Raw genomic sequence first — 20,341 nt, 5'->3', positions numbered from 1 at the left:
TCGTTGGTCTCCTTGGTGGCTAGTGTGCCCGGGGACCTCTAACTATGGATGGACCAATTTTACGGGGAGTCGACACGTTGCGCAGGTACAGGTAGCACAGGCCAAAGCCCCAGTCGCGATGGGCGGTCGTCAACCGGATCAGCCAGTCGGCGATCCGGGCGTTCTCCTCGCTGGCCTTGGCCTGGTAGCGCAAGCAGGTCTGGCTCACCGCGAAGGTCTGGCAGGCGTGGCGGATGTTCGTGCGCCCGCTCGTGACTGCCGATTGGGCCATCTCGCGTCGCTGAGATGGCCTCACCATTTTTTTGCGAGCGCTTCCTTCAGCAGGTCGGTACTGAGCTGCGCCTCGGCGTACATCTTCTTGAGCCGGCGGTTCTCCTCCTCCAGCTCCTTCATGCGCGCGACCATGGACACGTCCATGCCGCCGAACTTGCTACGCCACTTGTAGAACGTGGCCGAGCTGATGCCGTGCTCGCGGCACAGCTCCGGCACGGGCGCACCGGCCTCGGCCTGCTTGAGCACGGCGATGATCTGGGTGTCGGTGAAGCGGGACTTCTTCATGGAACCTCCTCGGGAAAGGGGACGAGAAAATTCCACTTCTGGCGTCAGCTAATGGGCGGGGGGATTACCCACCGATATTGCCGTAGCTTTTAACTTTACGCGTCGCTTCGAATGAAATCCCGAGACGAACGAATACTTATAAATTTTTTTCTTTATACTAGCAGGAGCAGGTCGTAAGTGCATAGCAAATGCCAACGATCTTCTCATAAAAAAATTAAGCTCATTCAAGTCACCCAACGCGAAAATTTCGTCCTTACTTTCTATTCCATAACTTGAGTGAGTATATGACAAACCGACCGACAGCCCCCTTGAGCCATCTGAGTCCATCATTTGCAGGTTACCCGTAAGCAGCTCCAGTCGCCGATTTAGCAAACTTGCATCCCCGGTTTTTATATAATCTCTGGCCACCACCATGATTCGCGTCTTTATCTTTGCCAGCTTCCCTTTCGACAACCTTACAACAATGCTGTTTTTACCGGATACTGAATTTCTATTCGATAAATATATAGAGTAACCAAGATACTCCAGAGATATGTTTTTTTGCTGGCATTTACATGCCTTCAAACAGGGGCAGCTGTCTCCATGACCACAAAAGAAATCGCATTCGCAAGCTATCAGCGCGAGACTTGACTTTCTAACATTCAACTTGAGGCGATAATTAGCAGCAAGCTCCTTTATGATTCTTTCTATACCACTTTCAACCTTGGTAGTTATCACTACAAGATCATCCACATACCTCAAAACAACGTAAACACCGGGTACCTGCCGGATATCCCTCTCAAGTTTATTTAAAACAATTTCCGCCATCGTGCTGCTTATTGCTAAGCCTCTCGGCAATCCCTTTCGAGCCACCTTCCGAGGCATTTTATCTAATGCTTCGAATAAAATATTCAGCAGCGAAAGTGTTTGAAAAGAGACCCGACCATCGGCTACGAGCTCTGAATAAACCGCGTGGCGCGAAATACTTTCGAAGCATGACTTTATATCAAGACGAAATATATTCTTTTGCGTATTCTCGGCTAAGGCTTGCTGGAGAGTGCGAAGCAAGGCATCCCTATTAGGATTTTTTATCCCGTAAGACCGTCGTATGTTCTCATTCATGCGACGGAGCACCAAAACCTCATCGAGACTCTTGGTTGCTACGACCTGTTTGGTTTTCCCCTTCTTGCTAATGTTTGCGAGAGTTAGCTTTCCGAAATCGAATGTTTCGCGTGCAATACGCGTTTCGAGATTTCCAAGGAATTCAGACCACTCATCCTTCTCTTTTGGAAGCTTACCGCTGTCTGGCTTAAGCCCAAACTGTCGCCTATGACGCCTCATCCATCCAAGGTTTCGAGCAGTAAAGTCTTGTGTCGGTGAAACCATACTTTTCTTCCTTGCAAGATCGCCACCTAGGCTGAACTTTACAATCAAATGCATAAAAAAAGGCAGCCAATAGGCTGCCTTTTTCTAGCTCTGGGGCTGACCAAATTCGTCAAACCCCAACAGGATTCGCCTTCTCAGGATCAATCTTGTACTGCTTGATCGCCCGGGCCACATCCTTGCCCGTCATCTTGCCGTCCTTCGCCAGCGCGGCAATGGCCGCATGCGCGATGTAGTAACGGTCCACTTCGAAGAACCGGCGCAGATTCGCACGCGTGTCCGAGCGACCGAACCCATCCGTGCCGAGCACGGTGTAGGTCATCGGGACGAAGGCGCGGATCTGGTCGGCGAAGGCGCGCACGTAGTCCGTTGCGGCGATGGCCGGGCCCTGGCGGCCTTCCAGCAGCTGGGTGACGTAGGGCTTGCGCTGTTCGGCCTCCGGGTGCAGGCGGTTCCAGCGTTCCACGGCGTAGCCGTCGCGGCGCACTTCGTTGAGGCTGGGGCAGGACCAGATGTCGGCGGTGACGCCGAAGTCCTTGTCCAGCAGCTCGGCTGCGGCAATGGCCTCGCGCAGGATGGTGCCGCTGCCCAGCAGCTGCACGCGCAGCTCGCCCTTCTTGGGCTTGCCGGCGTCCTTGAGCAGGTACATGCCCTTGATGATGCCCTCGGCTGCGCCGTCCGGCATGCCGGGGTGGGCGTAGTTCTCGTTCATCAGGGTGATGTAGTAGTACTCGTCGATCTGGTCTTCCATCATCGCCTTCATGCCGTGCTGCATGATGACGGTGACTTCGAAGCCGAAGGTCGGGTCGTAGCTACGCACGTTGGGGATGGAGCCGGCGATGACCTGGCTGAAGCCGTCTTCGTGCTGCAGGCCTTCGCCGTTGAGCGTGGTGCGGCCGGCGGTGCCGCCGAGCAGGAAGCCACGCGTGCGCATGTCCGCTGCCTGCCAGGCGATGTCGCCCACGCGCTGGAAGCCGAACATGGAGTAGTAGATGTAGAACGGCAGCATCGGCACATCCGACACCGAGTAGCTGGTGCCGGCGGCCATCCACGAGGCGATGGCGCCCGGCTCGCTGATGCCCTGCTGCAGCACCTGGCCGGTCTGGTCTTCGCGGTAGTACATCAGCTGGTCGGCATCGACCGGCTTGTACTTCTGGCCGAACGGGGCATAGATGCCGATCTGGCGGAACATGCCTTCCATGCCGAAGGTGCGCGCCTCATCGGCCACGATCGGCACGATGCGCGGGCCCAGTTCCTTGTCGCGCAGGGCGATGTTGAGGCTCTGCACGAAGGACATGGTGGTGGAATAGCTGCGCTCGCCGCTGTCCTTGAGCAGGCGCTCGAACTTGTCGAGCGTGGGCGCGACGAACGACTTGCTGGCCTTGGGACGGCGCGAGGGCAGGAAGCCGCCGAGCACGTTGCGGCGCTCTTTGAGGTACTGCACTTCCGGGGAATCTTCGCCGGGGTGGTAGAACGGCACCTGGCCGTCTTCCAGCTGGGCGTCGGTCACCGGGATGTTGAAGCGGTCGCGGAAGTGCTTGACCGCCGCGTCGTCCAGCTTCTTGGTCTGGTGGGTGGGGTTGAGCGCCTCACCGGCCGAGCCCATGCCGTAGCCCTTGACCGTCTTGGCCAGGATCACGGTGGGCATGCCCTTGGTGTTCACGGCCTGGTGGTAGGCGGCATACACCTTGTGCGGGTCGTGGCCGCCACGGTTCAGGCGCCAGATGTCGTCGTCGGACAGGCCGGCGACCATGGCTGCGGTCTCCGGGTACTTGCCGAAGAAGTTGGCGCGCGTGTAGGCGCCGCCGAAGGCCTTGCAGTTCTGGTACTCGCCGTCGACGGTTTCCATCATCAGCTTGCGCAGCACGCCGTCGGTGTCCTTGGCCAGCAGCGCGTCCCAGTAGCCGCCCCAGAGCAGCTTGATGACGTTCCAGCCGCCGCCACGGAACACGCCTTCCAGTTCCTGGATGATCTTGCCGTTGCCGCGCACCGGGCCGTCCAGGCGCTGCAGGTTGCAGTTGACCACGAAGATGAGGTTGTCCAGGCCTTCGCGGCCGGCCAGCGCGATGGCGCCGAGGGTTTCCGGCTCGTCGCTCTCGCCGTCGCCGATGAAGCACCACACCTTGCGGTCGGACTTCTCGATCAGGCCGCGGTTTTCCAGGTAGCGCATGAACTGCGCCTGGTAGATGGCGGCCAGCGGGCCCAGGCCCATCGACACGGTGGGGGTCTGCCAGAACTCGGGCATCAGCCACGGGTGCGGGTAGGAGGAGATGCCCTGGCCGTCCACTTCCATGCGGAAGTTGTCCAGCTGGGCTTCGCTGATGCGGCCTTCCAGGAAGGCGCGGGCGTAGACGCCCGGGGCGCTATGGCCCTGGATGAACAGCAGGTCGCCCGGGTGCTGGTCGCTGGGCGCGCGCCAGAAGTGGTTGAAGCCCACGTCGTACAGCGTGGCGCTGGAGGCGAACGAGGCGATGTGGCCGCCCAGGTCGCCCGGCTTGCGGTTGGCCCGCACGACGGTGGCCATGGCGTTCCAGCGGATGATCGAGCGGATCTTCCACTCCAGCGCGGAGTCGCCGGGGTTCTTGGCCTCGTTGGCCGGTGCGATGGTGTTGACGTACTCGGTGGTGGGCGAGAACGGCAGGTAAGCGCCGGCGCGGCGGGTCTGTTCGACCATGCCTTCCAGCAGCTGATGGGCGCGCTCCGGGCCTTCGACGTCGATGACGGCCTTGATCGATTCGAGCCACTCCTGCGTCTCGAGCGGGTTCGGATCGTTGTGCAGCACTTCGTTCAACCAGTTCATTAGCGCTCCCGGGGGGACACACCCCGCGGGTGTGTCGACATCGTGAATTCGTGAACCCCCAAGTGTACCGCACGCACCTGTTGCCATTCCTCGCTACGGGTGCGTATGGAATGGGACGGTGTCGTGCGCGGATGGGGGACCGATGCCGGCTGGGACGACGATCCGGTGCAGCGGGCGCTGCCGGTATACGACCAAAGGATAAGGGCCGGCGGCGGGCGGTTGCCGGCCAGACCCGGCGCGGAACGGACCACCGTAGGAGCGCACCTGGGCGCGACGGGCATTAGCGGGAATGCCCGTCGCGCCCGGATGCGCTCCTACGAGTTGACGGGTTGGTCAGAACGCCTGCAGCGCTTCGGTCAGCTGGCCGTTGGTGTTGACCGCGCCCATGGTGTAGCCCTGCCAGCCAGGGTAGGCGTTGGGCTCCCAGTAGAAGATGCCGAGCACGCGCGATCCGATGCTGCTGCTGCGGCTGAGCAGGTTGGTGAGCATGGCGCGGGTGGTGGCGGCCTGCTGCCAGTCCATGCCGACCTCGGCCACGATCACGTCGCTGCCGTAGCGGGAGATCATGTCGCGCATGTTGGTGTCCAGGCGGTTGTTGTAGTCCTGCCAGCTGCCGACCGGCGGGTAATGCGACATGCCGATGACGTCCCACTTGCCGCCGGCCGAGCGCAGGTTGTCGAAGAACCAGCGGAAGTTGGCGTTGTCGTAGCCGTTGGCCAGGTGCACGATGACCTTGGCATTGGGGTACACCGCCTTGGTGGCGTTGTAGCCACTGTTGATGAACTGGCCCAGGGTGGCGAAGTTGGGCGTCTTGCCCTCGTTCCACAGCATGCCGCTGTTGATCTCGTTGCCCACCTGCACCCAGCTGACGGTGATGCCGTTGTCCTTGAGGTATTTGAGGATGCCCTGGGTGTGGCTGTAGACATCGGTATTGAGCTGGGCGACGGAGTGGCCCGCCCAGGCGGCCGGCTTGGTCTGCTTGCCGGGGTCGGCCCAGCTGTCGCTGTAGTGGAAGTCAATCATGATGCGCATGCCCTGCGCCGTGGCGCGCTTGGCCTTGTCCAGGGTGTCGCGGCCATCGTTCCAGCCGCCGGACGGGTTGACCCACACACGCAGACGGATGGCGTTGCCGCCCACGTCCTTGAACAGCTTGATGAAGTCGGTGGTGTTGCCGGCCGCATCGCGAAACACCTGCGGCGGGTTGTTGGCTGCTTGCTGATTGAGCCAGCTGACATCGGCGCCCTTGGCGATGCCCTGCGCGCCTGCGCCGGCGCTGAGGCCACCCAGCAGCAGCACCAGCAGCAAACGGTGGTACCCCTTGCGAAAAATGCGCATGAAACCCTCTCCCTTGATCGATGGATGTCGCGCCACATGGCGCCCTGCCTCCTCCTGAATCTCACTGCGTGTTGTGCGGCGATGCGGGCAATGCCGCGATGCCACGCACGCTGCAAGACGGTGGCGATTCCAGCACGGCGGCGCAATGCGGTCGCGCTCGCTATAGCTGCTGCGTGATTGCGGCATATCTCGCGCCGGCCAACGCCTTGCGCCAGCGCACTGGCGGTATTTTCACCAGCGCGTTGTTGTGCGGGTGCAACAGAAAAACGGCGCGGTAGTGCGCGATGCGCCTGCTACATGCGAACCGTCGCCACAGCGAAGACGCGTGGCCGGCTGGCCGCGACAGCACGTGGATATGGGCCCATGGCGTCGGGCCCGACATGCCACGGCGATGCGCGGCGGGCGTCCTACTGGGGCGCACTGCTGGAAAGACACCCACCACCGCATGCGCGCTGCCCGCAGCGCACAGCGGCATTGGCATCGGCATCGCTATCGGCCAACAGTCGACACGGGACCGCAGCAACACCGACTCGACCAAGGCTGCGGCGCTGCACGGCAGGCTGGGCTGGCCCAACTCGGCGGCACCAGCCTACGGAGGAAGACCACCCCGCCTTCCTGACGCCTTGCCCGCTCAATGCATTCGACGAGTCTGGCCTCCTGGGATCGTGAGCGACCAAACGAAAGAACGCCGGGCAAGCCGGCGTTCTTTCGTGCAACGTTCGATGGCGGCGGTTGGCAGTTTGGAGCGGCGCCACGTCAGGCGTGCTGGTCAGGTACATGCACCGCATTGAGCATGCACCGCATCGAGAGTGGCTAACGGACCTCCGCAAACTCACATCAACTGAGTGCGGACGGCGCGCCCAGAACCGGCGTATGCGATTGGCACGAGCCGCTTTCGGGCACCTGCCGCATCGGCCGCGCCTGCCTGGCGGCCGCGCAGTGGTTGTCAGCCGCTCCGAGCCACGCATGCCTGCGCGCACTCAGCCCAGCGCGCGTGCGCCCTGCTGTTGTTGCTGGGTCTGCGTTTGCTGCTGCTCCAGCGCCACCGACTGGCGGGCGGCGTTGTCGGCCACACGCTGGCTGCTCTGTTCCAGCGGCGTGTTCATGGCGGTCATGGTCTCCACGCTGACCCGCAGCTGCGCGGGGTCGTCCACGCGGCCCTGCACGGCGAAGGTGCGCGCAGCATCGGAACTCATCATCACCGCGTCGATGCGCTGGCCGCCGGCGGCGTGCATCTCCGAGGCGAGCGAGCCGGACAACTGGGCGCTCTGCTGGTCGGGCGCGCGCCCTGCACGTGCATCCTGTGCCTGCACGCCACGCTGCGCGTCCTGGAACAAGCCATTGCCCACATGCCCCGGCTGATCAATGCGCAGCGAGGTGTGCTCGTTGCCATGTTCGCGCGCGTCGCGCTTGGCAGGCTCGCCCGGGGCGAGCGGGCCGCGAATGGCGTCGATGGCGTCCTGGCCGAGGCCACGACCGCTGCGGCTGATCACGGTGATGCCGGCGCGGATCTGATCCAGATCGGTGCGGTACTCGTTGATCATGCGCTTGTTCGTTTCCGCAAGCGTGCGCGCACTTGGATCGCTGAGGACGGAACCTTCCTTCAAGAAATTGTCGAGTTTGTGCGCGCCTAACGAGGTTCCTGCAGCGAGCACCGGAGAATCCGGAATCAGAAAGTTCGCTCTGCTATTGCTGTAACCGGCGTGACCGAGCGTACTGATCTCATCCGGCCTTGCGTAGATGCGCACCTGGCCGAAATGCGGCGACGCTGCACTAACCGGGTCGGATGCCATCACATGGTTCACCATGTTGTTACCGCCCTCCGGGATCCGATAGGACAGGCTGGCCGCACCATACGAATTGAAGGTCTCGCCCTTGAGGTCGTAGTGATGTGCGGAGATCTGCGCGAGCGCACCACCGAGCGAATGACCCGTCATCGTCACTTCCGGTTGGTGCCCGGTCCGGTTGCCGTAGTCCTTTGCGTAGTCGAGTGCATGCTTGGTCAGCGCCAGCGCATCGTCGGCTTGCGGGTTGTGACGGCTGCGCACCATTGATGCATCGGTCAGGATGTCATCGATCTTGCCCTCGGTGCCGCGATGCGCGACAACGATCTCACCAGTGCTTTCACGGCGATAGATCGTGCCCTGATAGCCGGTGGCCTTGTTGTCGACATGCTCCAGGATGGCGTACTTCTCGTTTCCGACCGGAACCAATTCCTCATGACCCGGCGCACGCCGTCCAACCGCGTGATTCTTATACGTATCCTCGGACAAGTCGGCGTAGTGCTGCGATGGGACGGTCATGGCGCAACTTCCTTGGCAGCCAATGTGATGGTGAAGAGATTGTCGCGGATCTCCGGCTTGAATTTGTCCGGGCTCAGCTCACCGGTGTCCGGAAAGCTCTTGGACTCCGAGCGCGGATACCCTTCCTTCCAGTAGTACTTCGTCTGCGGCTGCTGCGCAGTCACCGTCTTGCCTTCGATAAACGACAGGAAGCGGGTCTCTTCCTCTGCACCGGTGGCCTTCAGCAGCACGCTGGCGCCGCTGAATTCCCAGTGGCAGACGCCGCGACCGTAATAGTCCTCGTCCTGCATCAGGTCCAGATAGACGGTGCCGCGGTACTCGGTGTCGGAGATCTTCTTGAGCGCGAAGTCTTCCTGGCTGGTGATGCGCCCGGCGGTGCCGGTCTCGGGCTGGATCTTGCCGCATTCGGCTTCGTTGCTGACGTCGTACTGCGCCGCGCCCTGCACCAGGCCGAAGGCGCCTGGCGCCTTGTCCAGCGTCAGCGTCACTTCGAAGGCCTTGCGCGGGCTGGGATTCAACTTGGCAAGGCCGCGACCGCCCGCCTCCACGTCGGCTTCTGCGGCGGCCTCGGTTGCGGGGGATTGGGTCTGGGTCATGCTGGTCTCCGGGGCGTTACAGGCCGTAAGCAAAAGGGCCAGCAGGCTCGGGGTCAGAATCTGGCGCAAGGCCGGCCTCCATGGCGATAGGGGGAGTCAATCTAGTTCGCTGACCCGCTGGGGTCAATTTACGGCAGCTGAGGATGAGGCCCCCGTGAGCCGGTTGCCGGCGGCCGCAAAACTGCCATGATCGGGGCCATCCGCTGCCAGGGAAGCGCGTCATCGCCACCGGTCCCACATCGCCAGCCGACAGCGTGGCTGTTACCCCGCGGGTGCATTGGCGGCACAGCCTGCGCATGCGGGTGTTGCTGGCCGCCACCGCGGTGCTGGTGGTGTTGCTGGCGGTGCTGGGCACGGTGTTCTACCTGGGCGCACGCGCCGAGCTGGTGGAGGCGGCGCGCACCGAGGTGGATGGCCTGACCGAGCAGACCGCGCGCAGCCTGGCGGCGATGCTGGATTCGGTGCAGGTGAGCGGCCGCACGCTGGCCGCCAGCAGCAGTGCGGTGGGGCTGCAGCCGTTCAACCTGCGCGCCCTGCTGCTGGCCACGCTCAGCGGCGACCCGGATATCGGCGCGGCGCGTTTGATCATTGAACCGCGCACCCAGAAAGCCCGCGACACCGGATTTGTCTGGTACGTGCATCGGGACGGCACGCGCGTGCTGGAAAAATCGGTGCAGGAGCTGGGCTACGACTACCGCGCGATGCCGTGGTACCTGCGCACCCAGCGCGAAGGGCGCGCGTGGTGGTCCGAGCCGTATCTCGACCCCAATGGCGGCAGCGCGCTGTACACCAGCTACAACCTGCCGTTGCGCCGCCCGGGCGATGCGGTGGATGCCGCTCCGGTGGGCATGGTCAGCGTGGACCTGCCGCTGCAGCACCTGCGCGACATCATCGACCAGCTGCCGCGCGACATCAGCATCCAGCCGATGCTGCTCTCGCCCGAAGGCATGCTGGTGTTCAGCCCCGACCCGGGGCTCAACCTGCGCTACACGCTGGCACGTTACGTGGCGCATGCGCGGCCCGACCTGCTGCCGCTGCAGCGCGCGGTGGCGGCCGGCCAGCCGATCTCGTTCGCGCATACCGCCCCCGACGGCGAGCGCTTTCTGACCCATAGCGCGGCGGTGGGACACAGCGGCTGGACCTTTGTGCTGTCCGCCTCGGAAGGCTATGTGCTGGCGGGCCTGAACCGGCTGGCGGTATGGGTGGCGGTGGCGGCGTTGCTGGGCGCGGTGGTGTGGTGGTGGTTGATGGGGCGGATCACGCGCAAGCTGACGCGGCCGATCGAGGAACTGACCGATACCGCCGAGCACTTTCGCCGCGGCGAATTCGACTACCCGCTGCCGCACATCGAGCGCCGCGACGAGGTGGGTGTGATGGCGCGCGCGTTCGACAGCGCGCGCGATGCGATCCGCGACCACATCGCGCAGATCGGCGAGATGACCGCCGCACGCGAGCGCATGCACAGCGAACTGCAGATCGCGCGCGAGATCCAGCAGGCGATGCTGCCCTCCGGGCGCACCTTCGACCGCGCCAATTCGCACCTGGAAACCTGCGCCTGGCTGGAGCCGGCCAAGGCGGTGGGCGGCGACTTCTATCACTTCGTGGAGACCGAGCCGGGGCTGCTGTGGTTCGTGGTGGGCGATGTGTCCGACAAGGGTGTGCCGGCGGCCCTGTTCATGGCGCGCGCGGTGAGCGTGCTGGAAATCGCCGCGCGCCGGCATACGCGCCCGGACAGCATCCTGATCGCCGCCTCCACGCGGCTGGCCGACAACAACGACACCTGCATGTTCGCCACGGTGCTGTGCGGGGTGATCAACGTGGTCAGCGGCGATTACTGGCTGGCCAGCGCCGGCCACGAGCCGCCGGTGCTGATCGACATCGACGGCACCGCGCGGCCGTTGCCGCTGGAGACCGGCGCGCCGCTGGGGATCGAGCCGCAGGTCGCCTACCCGGTGCTGCAGGGCCGCATGAGCGCCGGGCAGACGCTGCTGGGGTATACCGACGGGGTGACCGAGGCGATGGACGAGCGTGGGGCCAGCTATGGACTGGAACGCCTGCTCGGCGCACTGCGCCCACGCCGCAGCGCGGCGGCGCAATGCAAGGCGGTGATCGCCAACATCGCCCACTTCACCGGCCAGGCCGACCCGTACGACGACATCACCCTGCTGGCGATCCGGCTGCGCCAGGAGCATGCTGGGCGGGTCGCAGACGCGGGCCGGGACGCACCCGGAAAGGCAACGACCCGATGAAGCTCGATCTGGCCATCGCGCCCTCGCTGGCCCAGCTGGCCGGCGCCAACGACGCGCTGGAACACTCGCTCACGCTGGAAGGCCTGCACGCCGAGCGCATCGGCCAGGTGCGGCTGATCGTGGAAGAGCTCGGCTGCAATGCGCTCACCCACGGCCAGTGCGCCGAGCAGCCGCTGCGCCTGCAGCTGCAGCTGGACCCGCAGGCGCTGGTGCTGGAGTTGAGCGACCCCGGCAACGCCTTCGACCCCCGCACGCTGCCGGAGCTGGAGCTGGATGCCGCGCTCGACGATCGGGCGATCGGCGGGCTGGGGTTGTTTCTGGTGCATCAGTTCGCCGATCACATCGACTACCGTCGCGATGGTGCATACAACGTGGTGCGCGTCACCCTGCTCCATCCGTACGCCCCTGTCCCCGAGGCACTGTCATGACCACGCTCGCCATCCAGATCGACCCGCCGCAGGACACCCGTCAACGCGTCATCCTGACCGGGCGCCTGGACACCCACACCTACCAGGACCTGGACGCGGCGCTGTCGCCGCTGCTGGGCACGCTGATCACCACGCTGGTGCTGGACCTGACCGCGCTGGAATACATCTCCAGCGCCGGCATCCGCTGCATCTTCAAGGCGCGCAAGGCGCTGGCCACGCGTCAGGGCAAGGTGCTGGTGACCAACCCGCAGCCGCAGATCCGCAAGGTCTTCGACATGGTCAAGGCGGTGCCGCTGAGCGATGTCTTCGCCTCCACCGAAGAGCTGGATGCCTACCTGGCGGCGATGCAGCGCAAGGTCATCGAACAGCATGCGCAAGGCGATACGCCGATCGTGCCGCATTTTGCCGAGGCGTGAGTAGCTAACGACGTGTGGCAAACGGGCGTCGGGTGGATGCGCGTGCACCTGGTAGAAGTGCACGTGTGGTACGTGCCGATTCCCGGCATCGGACGCGCGCCCACCTGGCAATGATTGCAGTGGGTGTGCCGATCGCCTTGCGGTATCGCATCGCCTGCGCGCACACATGGGGATGTCCCTGCGTGCGGCATGTGCACGGCAGTGGTTAGGCTATGCCGCCCTGATCCCCGCGTTGCAATGCCCAAGCTGATCATCTTCGACTTCGACGGCACCCTGGCCGATTCGTTCGGTTTCTTTCTGAGCACACAGCGCGTGCTGGCCGAGCGGCACGGCTTCCGCGCCGCGCAGGCGCATGAAGTGGATGCCGCGCGCCGCCTGAGCACCCGCCAGCTGCTCAAGGAATCGGGCCTGAGCACCTGGCGCATCCCGCTGGTGGCCGCCGACTTCATCCGCCTGATGCGCGCCGCCCCGCCGATGGCCTTGTTCGACGGCATTGCCGAGGTGCTGCAGACCCTGCACGCGCGCGGCACCTGCCTGGCGTTGGTGTCGTCCAACTCGGTGGAGAATGTGCAACGCGCCCTGGGCAAGGAGCTGAGCGCGATGTTCGCCGTCATCGACGGTGGCGCGCATCTGCTGGGCAAACAGCGCGCCTTGCGCCGCGTGCTGCGCGCCACCGGGCATACCGCAGCGCAGGCGGTGTACGTGGGCGACCAGGTCGCCGACTGGGAAGCAGCGCAAGCGGTGGGGTTGCCGTTTGCCGCGGTGGCCTGGGGCTATGCGCATCCGGAGGTGTTTGCGGGATTGGCGGGCACGCAGCTGATTGAGCGCGTGGACGCGTTGCTTGCGTTGGGGGAGTAAGCCGTTTTTTGCGGCTGGGTTGGGGATTGGGAATTCGCTAGAGCGAGAAGCTTGCCGGTGCTGCGCGCGCGTGCCCTCATCCGCCCTTCGGGCACCTTCTCCCGGAGGGAGAAGGGAAGCGTATGGCGTGCGCTGACATGGTCGCCGGGAGCCACGCGCCGACGTCTAGACCCCGCCCATGCGCGGTAATGGCGCCGGCACATTCAACATGCCTCCCGCCGCCACATACGCCGCCAAGGCCTGGCCCTGGCTCAGCAGATGGCTGTGCATCGTGCGCTCTGCGCCTTCGGCGTCGCCGCGGCGTACGCAGGCCATCAGCTCGCGGTGCTCGGCCAGTGACTGCGCCATGCGCCCGGGCGTCAACAGCTGCCGGCCGCGGTGCATCTTGAGGATGCGGTGCAGGTCGTGGGTGACGCGGATCAACCACGGGTTGCCGGCGTATTGCTGCACGGTCTCGTGGATCAGGTAATTGTTGCGGTAGTACTCGGCCAGGTCGCCAGCGGTGGCGGCGGCTTCCATCGCCGCGTGCAGATATTCCAGGCGTTGCACGCCGGCCGCGTCGATACGCTTGACCGCATCGTGCGCGCAGCGGCCTTCCAGCATGGCCATCACCGGGAACAACTGGTTGAGGTCTTCCAGCGTCAGCCGCGTGACCCGGCTGCCACGGCCGGCGTCCAGTTGCACCAGGCCTTCGGCGGCGAGCAGCTTGAGGCTTTCGCGCAGCGGGGTACGGCTGATGCCGAGCTCCTCGGCCAGCGCCGGTTCGTCGATCCATTCGCCCGGCGGCAGCACGTAGTCGTAGATCTTCTGGCGCAGGCGCTCGGCCACTTCCTCGTACAGCGGTACGCGCTTCTTGGCGCTGCGCGAATCAGGGGCGAGGGTCATGGCAGGCGGGTCGTCGATGCTGGCGTGGGGGCGCCCATTCTACGGGGGCGCCCCGATACCCTGCCGAACGCGGACCGGATCACAGCCAGCCCGGAACCACGAACAGCAGCCAGGCCACCAACGGCCCCAGCAGCACCACCAGCCCGCTGTAGACCAGGAAGCGACGGAACAGCGCGTCGCGTTCTTCCTTGGCGGCCGAGGCCACCACCAGCGCACCGTTGGTGGAGAATGGGCTGACATCGACGATGGTGGACGACACCGCCAGCGCGCAGATCACCCCGGCCGCGCCGAGCTGGCCCTGCATCAGGAACGGCACCGCCAGCGGAATGGTGGCGCCCAGCACCGCTGCCGACGAGGCGAACGCGGAGACGATGCCGCCGACATAACAGACCAGCAGCGCGCCCAGCAACGGCATGCCGATATGCGACACGCCGGTGCCGATGTAGTCCACCGCGCCGGCCTTTTCCAGTACCGCCACGTAGGTCACCACGCCGCTGATCAACAGCACCGTGGACCAGCTGATGCCGTCCACCGCGCCCTTCTGCGCGCTGGGCGAGATCAGCGCTAGCGCTACCGCCACGGTGATCGAGACCAGCCCGACGTTGAGGTTGTAGACCAGCGCAGCGACGCCCAGGCCGAGCAGGCCGACCAGCGTGATCACCCGATCGCGCGTGATGGCCACCGCCTCCAGCGCCAGCGGATTGGTCGACAAGGTGCCGCCACCGGCGGCCACCAGGGAGCCATGCCCTTCGATCGCAAATGGACGCTTGGAGGCCTGGTCGTCGGCCACCGCCACGTACTGCGCATCGGCCAGCGAGACCTCCTGCCGGCGCATCAGCTTGAGCCCACCGAAGGCGCAGAAGCAGATGATCGCCATCATCAGGTTGAAGCCCAGGCTGGTGAGGAACACCGCCATCTCGGTGACGTCCAGCCCGGCCTTTTCCACCACCTTGTTGGTGATGCCGCCGTACACGCTGATCGGCGAAAAGCCGCCGCCCTGCGCGCCATGGATCACCAGCAGGCCCATCATCAGGGGATTGATGCGGTACTGCTTGGCAAAACGCAGCGCCACCGGGCCGATGATGGCCACCGCCGCCGGCCCGAGCGCACCGAAGGCGGTGAGCAGGCCGGTGATGACGAACATCACCCAGGGAATCGCCACGATGCGCCCGCGCACCGCGCGCACCGCCCAGTGCACCAGCAGATCGATGGTGCCGTTCTTCTGCGCGATGGCGAACAAATAGGTGATGCCGACCAAGGTCAGGAACAGGTCGCCCGGAAAGCCGGCCAGCACCTCCTTGCCGTCCAGCCCCACCCACACGCCGCCGATGATGAAGGCCAGCGCGAAGGCCACCGCCCCCATGTTGATGGGCAATGCGGTGGCGACGATGAACATGATCACCAAGCCAAGAATCGTTGCAATTTGCGGGGTCATGCGCCCTCCCAGACACCTGATACGCGTACAGCACGGATGGCCACCCGCCACCCAAGGGTCACACTTCGTCAGACGCAGGGCGGCTGACAGAAATAAGGGGCAGCTGCCGGGCGGTTGCCTGCGCCACGCCCACATCGCCGCTCATGGCGTTACTTCATGCCGCGCGCTCGCACGCGGCGTCGACCCACTCCACCACGCCCTGCGTGCTGTGGAAGTCCTCCACCGATCGCGCTTCGCAGCCCGGCACGATCTCGCGCGCCATGCGCGCCAATGCGCTGCCTGGCCCCAGTTCGAGAAACACGCGGGCGCCGCGTTCGGTGGCCTGCACCAGCACGTCCTGCCAGCGCACCGTCTGCGCGATCTGTGCGGCCAGCGTGTCCACCACCAGGGCCTGCGTGGTGACGGCACGTGCATCGATGCCGGCCAGCACGCGCAGCCTGGGCGCGTGCACGGCCGCGTTGTTCAATTCGACCGCGAAGGCATCGGCCGCCACACGCAACCACGGCGTATGCGCCGGCACGCTCACCGGCAACCGCGTGATGCGTGCGCCCTGCGCCTGCGCTGCATCGCCCAGTGCCTGCAGCGCAGCGTGCGGGCCACCGAGCACGGCATGGTCGTCGCCGTTGACGATGGCGATGGCCGCGCCATGCGTCTGGCACAGCGCTTCGAGCACACGCAGCGGCAGGCCGAGCACTGCCATCAATCCCGCGTGTTCCGGGCTGGCCGCGTCCATCAGGCGTGCGCGGGTGGCGGCCAGCTGCAGGCAGGTGTCGACCTCCATGCTGCCGGCCACCGCATGCGCGGCCAGCTCGCCGACGCTGTAGCCGAGCACCAGCACCGGCGTGGGCAGCTGCGCACGCAGCAGCTGCCAGTGCGCCAGGGTGCCGGCGCAGACCAGTGGCTGCGCAATGGCATTGGTGTAGCGGGAGTTATCTGCGGCCAGCGTTTGCGCCGAGGCGCCAAGCAGCTCGCTCGCGGCAGCGATTACCTCGGCCGCGGCAGGCGCATCGGCAACCCGCGCGAACATCGCGGCGTGCTGCCCACCCTGGCCGGGACAGAGCACGGCCAGGCTCATGCGGTGGCCTGCTTGCAGAAAATGCTGTGCCCTGTGCGAGCGTGGCCCTCATTCGCGCTGCGGGCATTTTGTTCCGTTACCAGGACAAGCACGCCGTTTCCTGAGACAGTGCGAAGGGCCGCACCGCCACACGCCTGCATGGACGTTGCCTTCGCAGCTGCCAGTGCTCGACACAGGCTCATGCTGTCTCCTGACAGTGCAGGAACCAGGCACAGGCCAGCAGATCGGCGCTGCCGCCCGGGCTCAGGCGGCGCTCAACAAATTGCGCGCCGATCGCGTGCAGGCACGCGCGCCACTGCGGGTGTGCGATGCCGCCATCGGCCAGAAACGCACGCGCCTGCGCCTTTGCGTAAGCCAGCCCTTCCTGCCCGCCGCGATGCAGCAGGTTGAGATCGTCGACCTCGGCAACCAGCTGCATCAAGGTCTGCGCCAGTGCCGCCTCGCGCGTGGCGCGGTTTTGCATTGCGCTGCGCAGAGACGGCAACGCGATCTCGCGCAGCAAGGGATAACCGTCCGCGGCCTGCTCGCGCACGCCGCCGATCCGAAACCGTGCACGCGCACGCTGGCCATTGCTGCGTGGATCCAGCGGCGCGGCGCGCAATGCATCGCGCCAGACCTGCACCGCGTTGCAGACTGCTTCACCGGCAGGGGCACGCCCATGCACGGCACGCAAGCACGCCGCCTGCGCAGTGAGCAAGCCAAGGCTGAAGATCGCACCGCGGTGGGTGTTGATGCCACCGGTGCCGCGCAGCATCGCCGCTTCGGCCGCGATGCCGAGCTGGCGCAATTGCTCGAACGGGGCGTTATCGATGCCCGCCTGTGCAATCGCGACGAAGTAGCCGCGCAGGGCAAACAGGCTGCGCAGGAATGTCGACGCGTCCATATCGGCATGGCTGCCGCTGTCGAACGGCGTGACCAGGCCGGGCTTGGGCGCGCAGCCGAGTTCCGTATGCAGGGCGGCGACCGCCAGCCGCCCCAGCCGATGCGCCAGTGCGCTGGCAGTGCCGGCTTTGGCATGCAATGCGTGTTGTCGGGCTGCACTGTCTTGCAGCTCGACATGCGTGCGTGCAACGCGCGATGGCGCATGCATGGGGTTCGAACCGATGCCTGCGGGGGCAAGGCGCAGTAGCGGTTGCGGTGGTACGTCGTGCGTTGCTGCCGCCGGTGCCGGTGCCGGTGCCGGTGCAAGCGTCGATTCGCGATCGGCACGAACCAGGTGCGTCGATTGGCTGGCCGCATCAACCAGGGGTGGTGCGGTGCCAGTCTCTTTGGCTCCTGTCACTGGCCGCTGCCGCTCCACCGCGTTGCAAGGCGTAACGGAGCGCCTGGCATAGGCAATGCGTTCGGCCAGTGTGCTCATGCCGCGCTCCACACCGGAAACAGCGCGCTGCGTGGCAGCAAACGGCAACCGGCGCTGCACTTTACCAATACCTGTTGTGCGTTACCGGCGTATTCGCGCCAGTTCACCGCAGTGTCGTCGGGCAGCAACAGTTCGCCATCTGCCCGCAGCCCGTGCCGCTGTTCCCAGCGCTGCAGCAACGTCACCACCATCTGCGCCTGTTCGGGCGTGGCGATGGACCACAACAGATCCAGGTCCGATTGCGCATGCACATACGCAAGCCCGGTCAGGGCCTGCCATGCGAAGCTGCCGAAGACGCGCGGCTGCAGGGCACTGGCACTGGCCTGCGTCCGCAAGGCCTGCAGTGCAGGCTGCAGCGTGGCGGGTGCGGCTGCGATCACCGCGTCCAGCGCCAGCGGCGCGGTGCTGCGCACGATATCGTCCAGGCCGGCACTCAACGCCAGCCGCTGTTTGCCTTCGTTTGGCGGCAATGGCACGCCGAGCGGCACGCGGCCAGGCGCCTGGCTGCCATCGCCACGCGCCACCACCGCCGGCAACCCGGCGGCGAACCATTGCTGCAGCCGTGGCTGCGCACCTGGCGTCAGCGCTTGCCAGCGCGCGTCCGGATGCAGCCACACCAGCGCGTGGCGGCCAGGCATGCTCAGGCCTCGCCTGCGGCCACGGCGGCGGCGACATCGCGTGCCAGGGTGCGCCCGCCACGTTGCGCGCCAAGTGTCCGGCGTTGATCGCCATCGCTGGGCGCAGCCAGGGCGTCGAGCAGCGCCTGCGCCAGGTCGCCGTCCCAGAGCGACTCCACCGCGCCCATGCGCACGTAGTTCTCCACGCCCGGTGCGAACACCGGCGAGCTCTTGCTCAGCGCCTGCAAGGTGTCCACGCTCTGCTTGGTCACGCGCGCCATCGCCCGCAGATCCATCACGCGGATCTGCGCGTCCGGCAATGCGTGGATGTGGTCGGCCATCAAGCCGAACGACAGGAAGCCGCCGCTGACCGATTCGCCATACACCAATGTGACCAGCCGCGCGCCGCGCTTGCGCGCCAGATCCAGCGTGCGTGCCAGATGCGCGAAGTAGCCGTTGATGCCGAGCAGTTCGTCGCGGCGTGCAAGCCGTTGCCCGGCGGTGTCGGCCAGCATCACGATCGGCCGCTGCGGATGTGCGCGCGTGCTCGCCAGCACGGTCGCCGCCAATGCCAGCGCATGGTCCACGCCAACTTCCAGCTTGTTGGCGGTGCCGATCACGGTGACCTCGCCCGCGGCCGTGGTGGCGCTGCCGGTGAGCACATCGTCGTTGCAAGCGATGGCGTGGCCGAGCGGAAACAGCTGATCCAGCAGTTGGCTCAGTTCCATGGAATGCTCCGGTCGGCAGTGGCAGCGAGGAAGGCCTCGGTGTCCAGCAACGGCAGCCGCTGCGCATCGACGATGCCTTGGCGCTGCCAGATCTCCAGACCGTCGCGGCAATCGCCGTAGGCGGCCATGCGCGCGGACAACTGCTGCTGTGCAAGTTCCAGCGCCTGCAATGCGGCCTCGCCTTCCGGCTCTGTCAGCGTGTCCAGCGTCTGCGCGGCGGCATCGGCGAATGCAGCGATGCGGTCGGCCACCAGCGTCTGCGCCTCGCCCAGCAGATAGCGGTGCTTGCCGCCGGTGACGCGCCATACCAGGGCACGGTCGCGCGCGTCGAACTCCTCCACACCGCGCACGGTTTCGATGACGTCCGGGCCGGACAACGACAGGCGGCCTTCTTCGGACATGATCACCGCGCTGCAGCAGCGCGCCACGATGCCCATGCCGCCGAAGGCGCCGTTGCCGCTGCCGATCAAGGCCAGCACCGGCACGCCGGCGGCGCGCGTGTCCAAGGTGGCACGCATGATTTCGGAGATGGCGATCAGGCCGGCATTGGCTTCGTGCAGACGCACGCCGCCGGTGTCGAGCAGCAGCAGCACCGCGTCCGGCTGGGTGGCGGTGGCGCGTTCGAGCAGGCCGGTGAGCTTGGCGCCGTGCACTTCGCCGACGCCGCCGCCCATGAAGGCGCCTTGCTGCGCGGCGATCAGCACGGTGCGCCCACGCAGCGTGCCTTCGCCGACGACGATGCCGTCATCGAAGGCGCCGGGCGTGTCCAGTTGCGCCAGATGCGGGCTGATCAGGCGGCGACGTGGGCCGACGAATTCGCGGAAGCTGCCGGCATCCAGCACGCCGTCGATGCGCTCGCGCGCGTCGGCCTCGTAATAGCTGCGCTCGGCCACGGGAATGGTGGTGCTCATACGTGGCTCCAGATGGCTTGCGTAGGAGCGCACCTGGGCGCGACTGAAGCATTACCGGGAACGCCCGTCGCGCCCGGGTGCGCTCCTACGGGGTGACTGCGGCGGCTCATGCGGCGGCTCCCTGCAGGACATCCATCGCATGCTCCAGGCGCAGGCTCACCACCGCGGGCGTGGCGCCGACATCGTTGATGCTGATGCGCACATCGCGCAGCGGATGGCGCGCGGAAAAATCGTCCAGCACCGCCTGCCAGATCGCGCCGAAACCGCGTGCGGCGGTGAGGATCTCGATCTCCATCGCGCCGTCCAGCGGCACGCGCTCGACCAGCACTTCCAGGTTGCCGGAGGCGACCACGCCGACCAGCGCATGGTCCAGCCCGGCGCGTGCGCCATGCTGCCCATCGAAGCGATACCGCAGGGTTTCCATG

At 65.6% G+C, this 20,341-nt stretch carries 17 protein-coding genes and 1 pseudogene; 4 read left to right on the top strand and 14 right to left on the bottom strand.

Features of this window, described 5'->3' with window-relative positions:
* Positions 1 to 73: 73 nt before the first annotated feature.
* The 6 genes and pseudogenes from LL972_RS18535 to LL972_RS18510 all read right to left on the bottom strand — a co-directional run.
* A pseudogene (locus LL972_RS18535) lies at positions 74 to 558 on the bottom strand (transposase); the annotation flags it as partial.
* 48 nt (positions 559 to 606) lie between these two features.
* Positions 607 to 1,977 carry an antiviral reverse transcriptase Drt3a gene (gene drt3a / locus LL972_RS18530; protein ID WP_228328837.1) on the bottom strand — a complete coding sequence of 457 codons (1,371 nt, stop codon included), beginning with the start codon at positions 1,975 to 1,977 and terminating at the stop codon, positions 607 to 609.
* 55 nt (positions 1,978 to 2,032) lie between these two features.
* Positions 2,033 to 4,720: a pyruvate dehydrogenase (acetyl-transferring), homodimeric type gene (gene aceE / locus LL972_RS18525; RefSeq protein ID WP_024937855.1), complete on the bottom strand. Its 2,688-nt coding sequence runs from the start codon at positions 4,718 to 4,720 to the stop codon at positions 2,033 to 2,035.
* Between the two features lie 333 nt (positions 4,721 to 5,053).
* Positions 5,054 to 6,055: an arabinogalactan endo-1,4-beta-galactosidase gene (locus tag LL972_RS18520; RefSeq protein WP_228328836.1), complete on the bottom strand. Its 1,002-nt coding sequence runs from the start codon at positions 6,053 to 6,055 to the stop codon at positions 5,054 to 5,056.
* Positions 6,056 to 7,035: 980 nt separating this feature from the next.
* Positions 7,036 to 8,358 (bottom strand): XVIPCD domain-containing protein, encoded by a 1,323-nt coding sequence (locus LL972_RS18515; protein WP_228328835.1) that lies wholly within the window; start codon positions 8,356 to 8,358, stop codon positions 7,036 to 7,038.
* Positions 8,355 to 8,954 (bottom strand): hypothetical protein, encoded by a 600-nt coding sequence (locus LL972_RS18510; RefSeq protein ID WP_228328834.1) that lies wholly within the window; start codon positions 8,952 to 8,954, stop codon positions 8,355 to 8,357. Before LL972_RS18510 ends, LL972_RS18515 begins: the two co-directional genes overlap by 4 nt.
* Before the next feature lie 296 nt (positions 8,955 to 9,250).
* Here LL972_RS18510 and LL972_RS18505 point away from each other — a divergent pair, with 296 nt between their 5' ends.
* The 4 genes from LL972_RS18505 to LL972_RS18490 all read left to right on the top strand — a co-directional run bounded on the left by LL972_RS18505 (position 9,251) and on the right by LL972_RS18490 (position 12,905).
* The gene (locus LL972_RS18505; RefSeq protein ID WP_228328840.1) at positions 9,251 to 11,203 is read left to right on the top strand and encodes a SpoIIE family protein phosphatase; all 1,953 of its coding nucleotides are present in this window, start codon (positions 9,251 to 9,253) and stop codon (positions 11,201 to 11,203) included.
* Positions 11,200 to 11,631, top strand: a complete 432-nt coding sequence (locus LL972_RS18500) for an ATP-binding protein (protein ID WP_228328833.1) — start codon at positions 11,200 to 11,202, stop codon at positions 11,629 to 11,631. Before LL972_RS18505 ends, LL972_RS18500 begins: the two co-directional genes overlap by 4 nt.
* Positions 11,628 to 12,047, top strand: a complete 420-nt coding sequence (locus LL972_RS18495; protein WP_005923815.1) for an STAS domain-containing protein — start codon at positions 11,628 to 11,630, stop codon at positions 12,045 to 12,047. The genes LL972_RS18500 and LL972_RS18495 overlap by 4 nt, the downstream gene beginning before the upstream one ends.
* A gap of 237 nt (positions 12,048 to 12,284) precedes the next feature.
* On the top strand, positions 12,285 to 12,905 hold the full coding sequence (locus LL972_RS18490; RefSeq protein WP_228328832.1) for an HAD-IA family hydrolase: 621 nt from the start codon (positions 12,285 to 12,287) through the stop codon (positions 12,903 to 12,905).
* A 165-nt stretch (positions 12,906 to 13,070) separates the two neighbouring features.
* On the opposite strand, the gene LL972_RS18485 is transcribed toward LL972_RS18490, so the two are convergent.
* From LL972_RS18485 to mdcC, 8 genes are all read right to left on the bottom strand, one after another.
* The gene (locus LL972_RS18485; RefSeq protein WP_228328831.1) at positions 13,071 to 13,790 is read right to left on the bottom strand and encodes a GntR family transcriptional regulator; all 720 of its coding nucleotides are present in this window, start codon (positions 13,788 to 13,790) and stop codon (positions 13,071 to 13,073) included.
* A gap of 79 nt (positions 13,791 to 13,869) precedes the next feature.
* Positions 13,870 to 15,225 carry an SLC13 family permease gene (locus tag LL972_RS18480; RefSeq protein WP_039523211.1) on the bottom strand — a complete coding sequence of 452 codons (1,356 nt, stop codon included), beginning with the start codon at positions 15,223 to 15,225 and terminating at the stop codon, positions 13,870 to 13,872.
* A 154-nt stretch (positions 15,226 to 15,379) separates the two neighbouring features.
* Positions 15,380 to 16,300, bottom strand: coding sequence for a malonate decarboxylase subunit epsilon (gene mdcH / locus LL972_RS18475; protein ID WP_228328830.1), 921 nt, complete (start codon positions 16,298 to 16,300; stop codon positions 15,380 to 15,382).
* A 178-nt stretch (positions 16,301 to 16,478) separates the two neighbouring features.
* Positions 16,479 to 17,321 carry a triphosphoribosyl-dephospho-CoA synthase MdcB gene (gene mdcB / locus LL972_RS18470; RefSeq protein ID WP_228328829.1) on the bottom strand — a complete coding sequence of 281 codons (843 nt, stop codon included), beginning with the start codon at positions 17,319 to 17,321 and terminating at the stop codon, positions 16,479 to 16,481.
* A 335-nt stretch (positions 17,322 to 17,656) separates the two neighbouring features.
* Positions 17,657 to 18,298 carry a malonate decarboxylase holo-[acyl-carrier-protein] synthase gene (gene mdcG, locus LL972_RS18465; RefSeq protein ID WP_228328828.1) on the bottom strand — a complete coding sequence of 214 codons (642 nt, stop codon included), beginning with the start codon at positions 18,296 to 18,298 and terminating at the stop codon, positions 17,657 to 17,659.
* Positions 18,299 to 18,300: 2 nt separating this feature from the next.
* A complete protein-coding gene (gene mdcE, locus LL972_RS18460; RefSeq protein WP_228328827.1) occupies positions 18,301 to 19,005 on the bottom strand; it encodes a biotin-independent malonate decarboxylase subunit gamma in 705 nt (234 codons plus the stop codon).
* Positions 18,996 to 19,916, bottom strand: coding sequence for a biotin-independent malonate decarboxylase subunit beta (locus LL972_RS18455; protein WP_228328826.1), 921 nt, complete (start codon positions 19,914 to 19,916; stop codon positions 18,996 to 18,998). The genes mdcE and LL972_RS18455 overlap by 10 nt, the downstream gene beginning before the upstream one ends.
* Before the next feature lie 106 nt (positions 19,917 to 20,022).
* Positions 20,023 to 20,340, bottom strand: a complete 318-nt coding sequence (mdcC, locus tag LL972_RS18450; protein ID WP_228328825.1) for a malonate decarboxylase acyl carrier protein — start codon at positions 20,338 to 20,340, stop codon at positions 20,023 to 20,025.
* Between the last annotated feature and the right edge of the window lies 1 nt (position 20,341).

This window comes from Xanthomonas campestris pv. asclepiadis, from assembly GCF_020784175.1.
Taxonomy (GTDB): domain Bacteria; phylum Pseudomonadota; class Gammaproteobacteria; order Xanthomonadales; family Xanthomonadaceae; genus Xanthomonas; species Xanthomonas campestris_D.
This window is presented reverse-complemented; position numbering and strand designations above follow the sequence as displayed.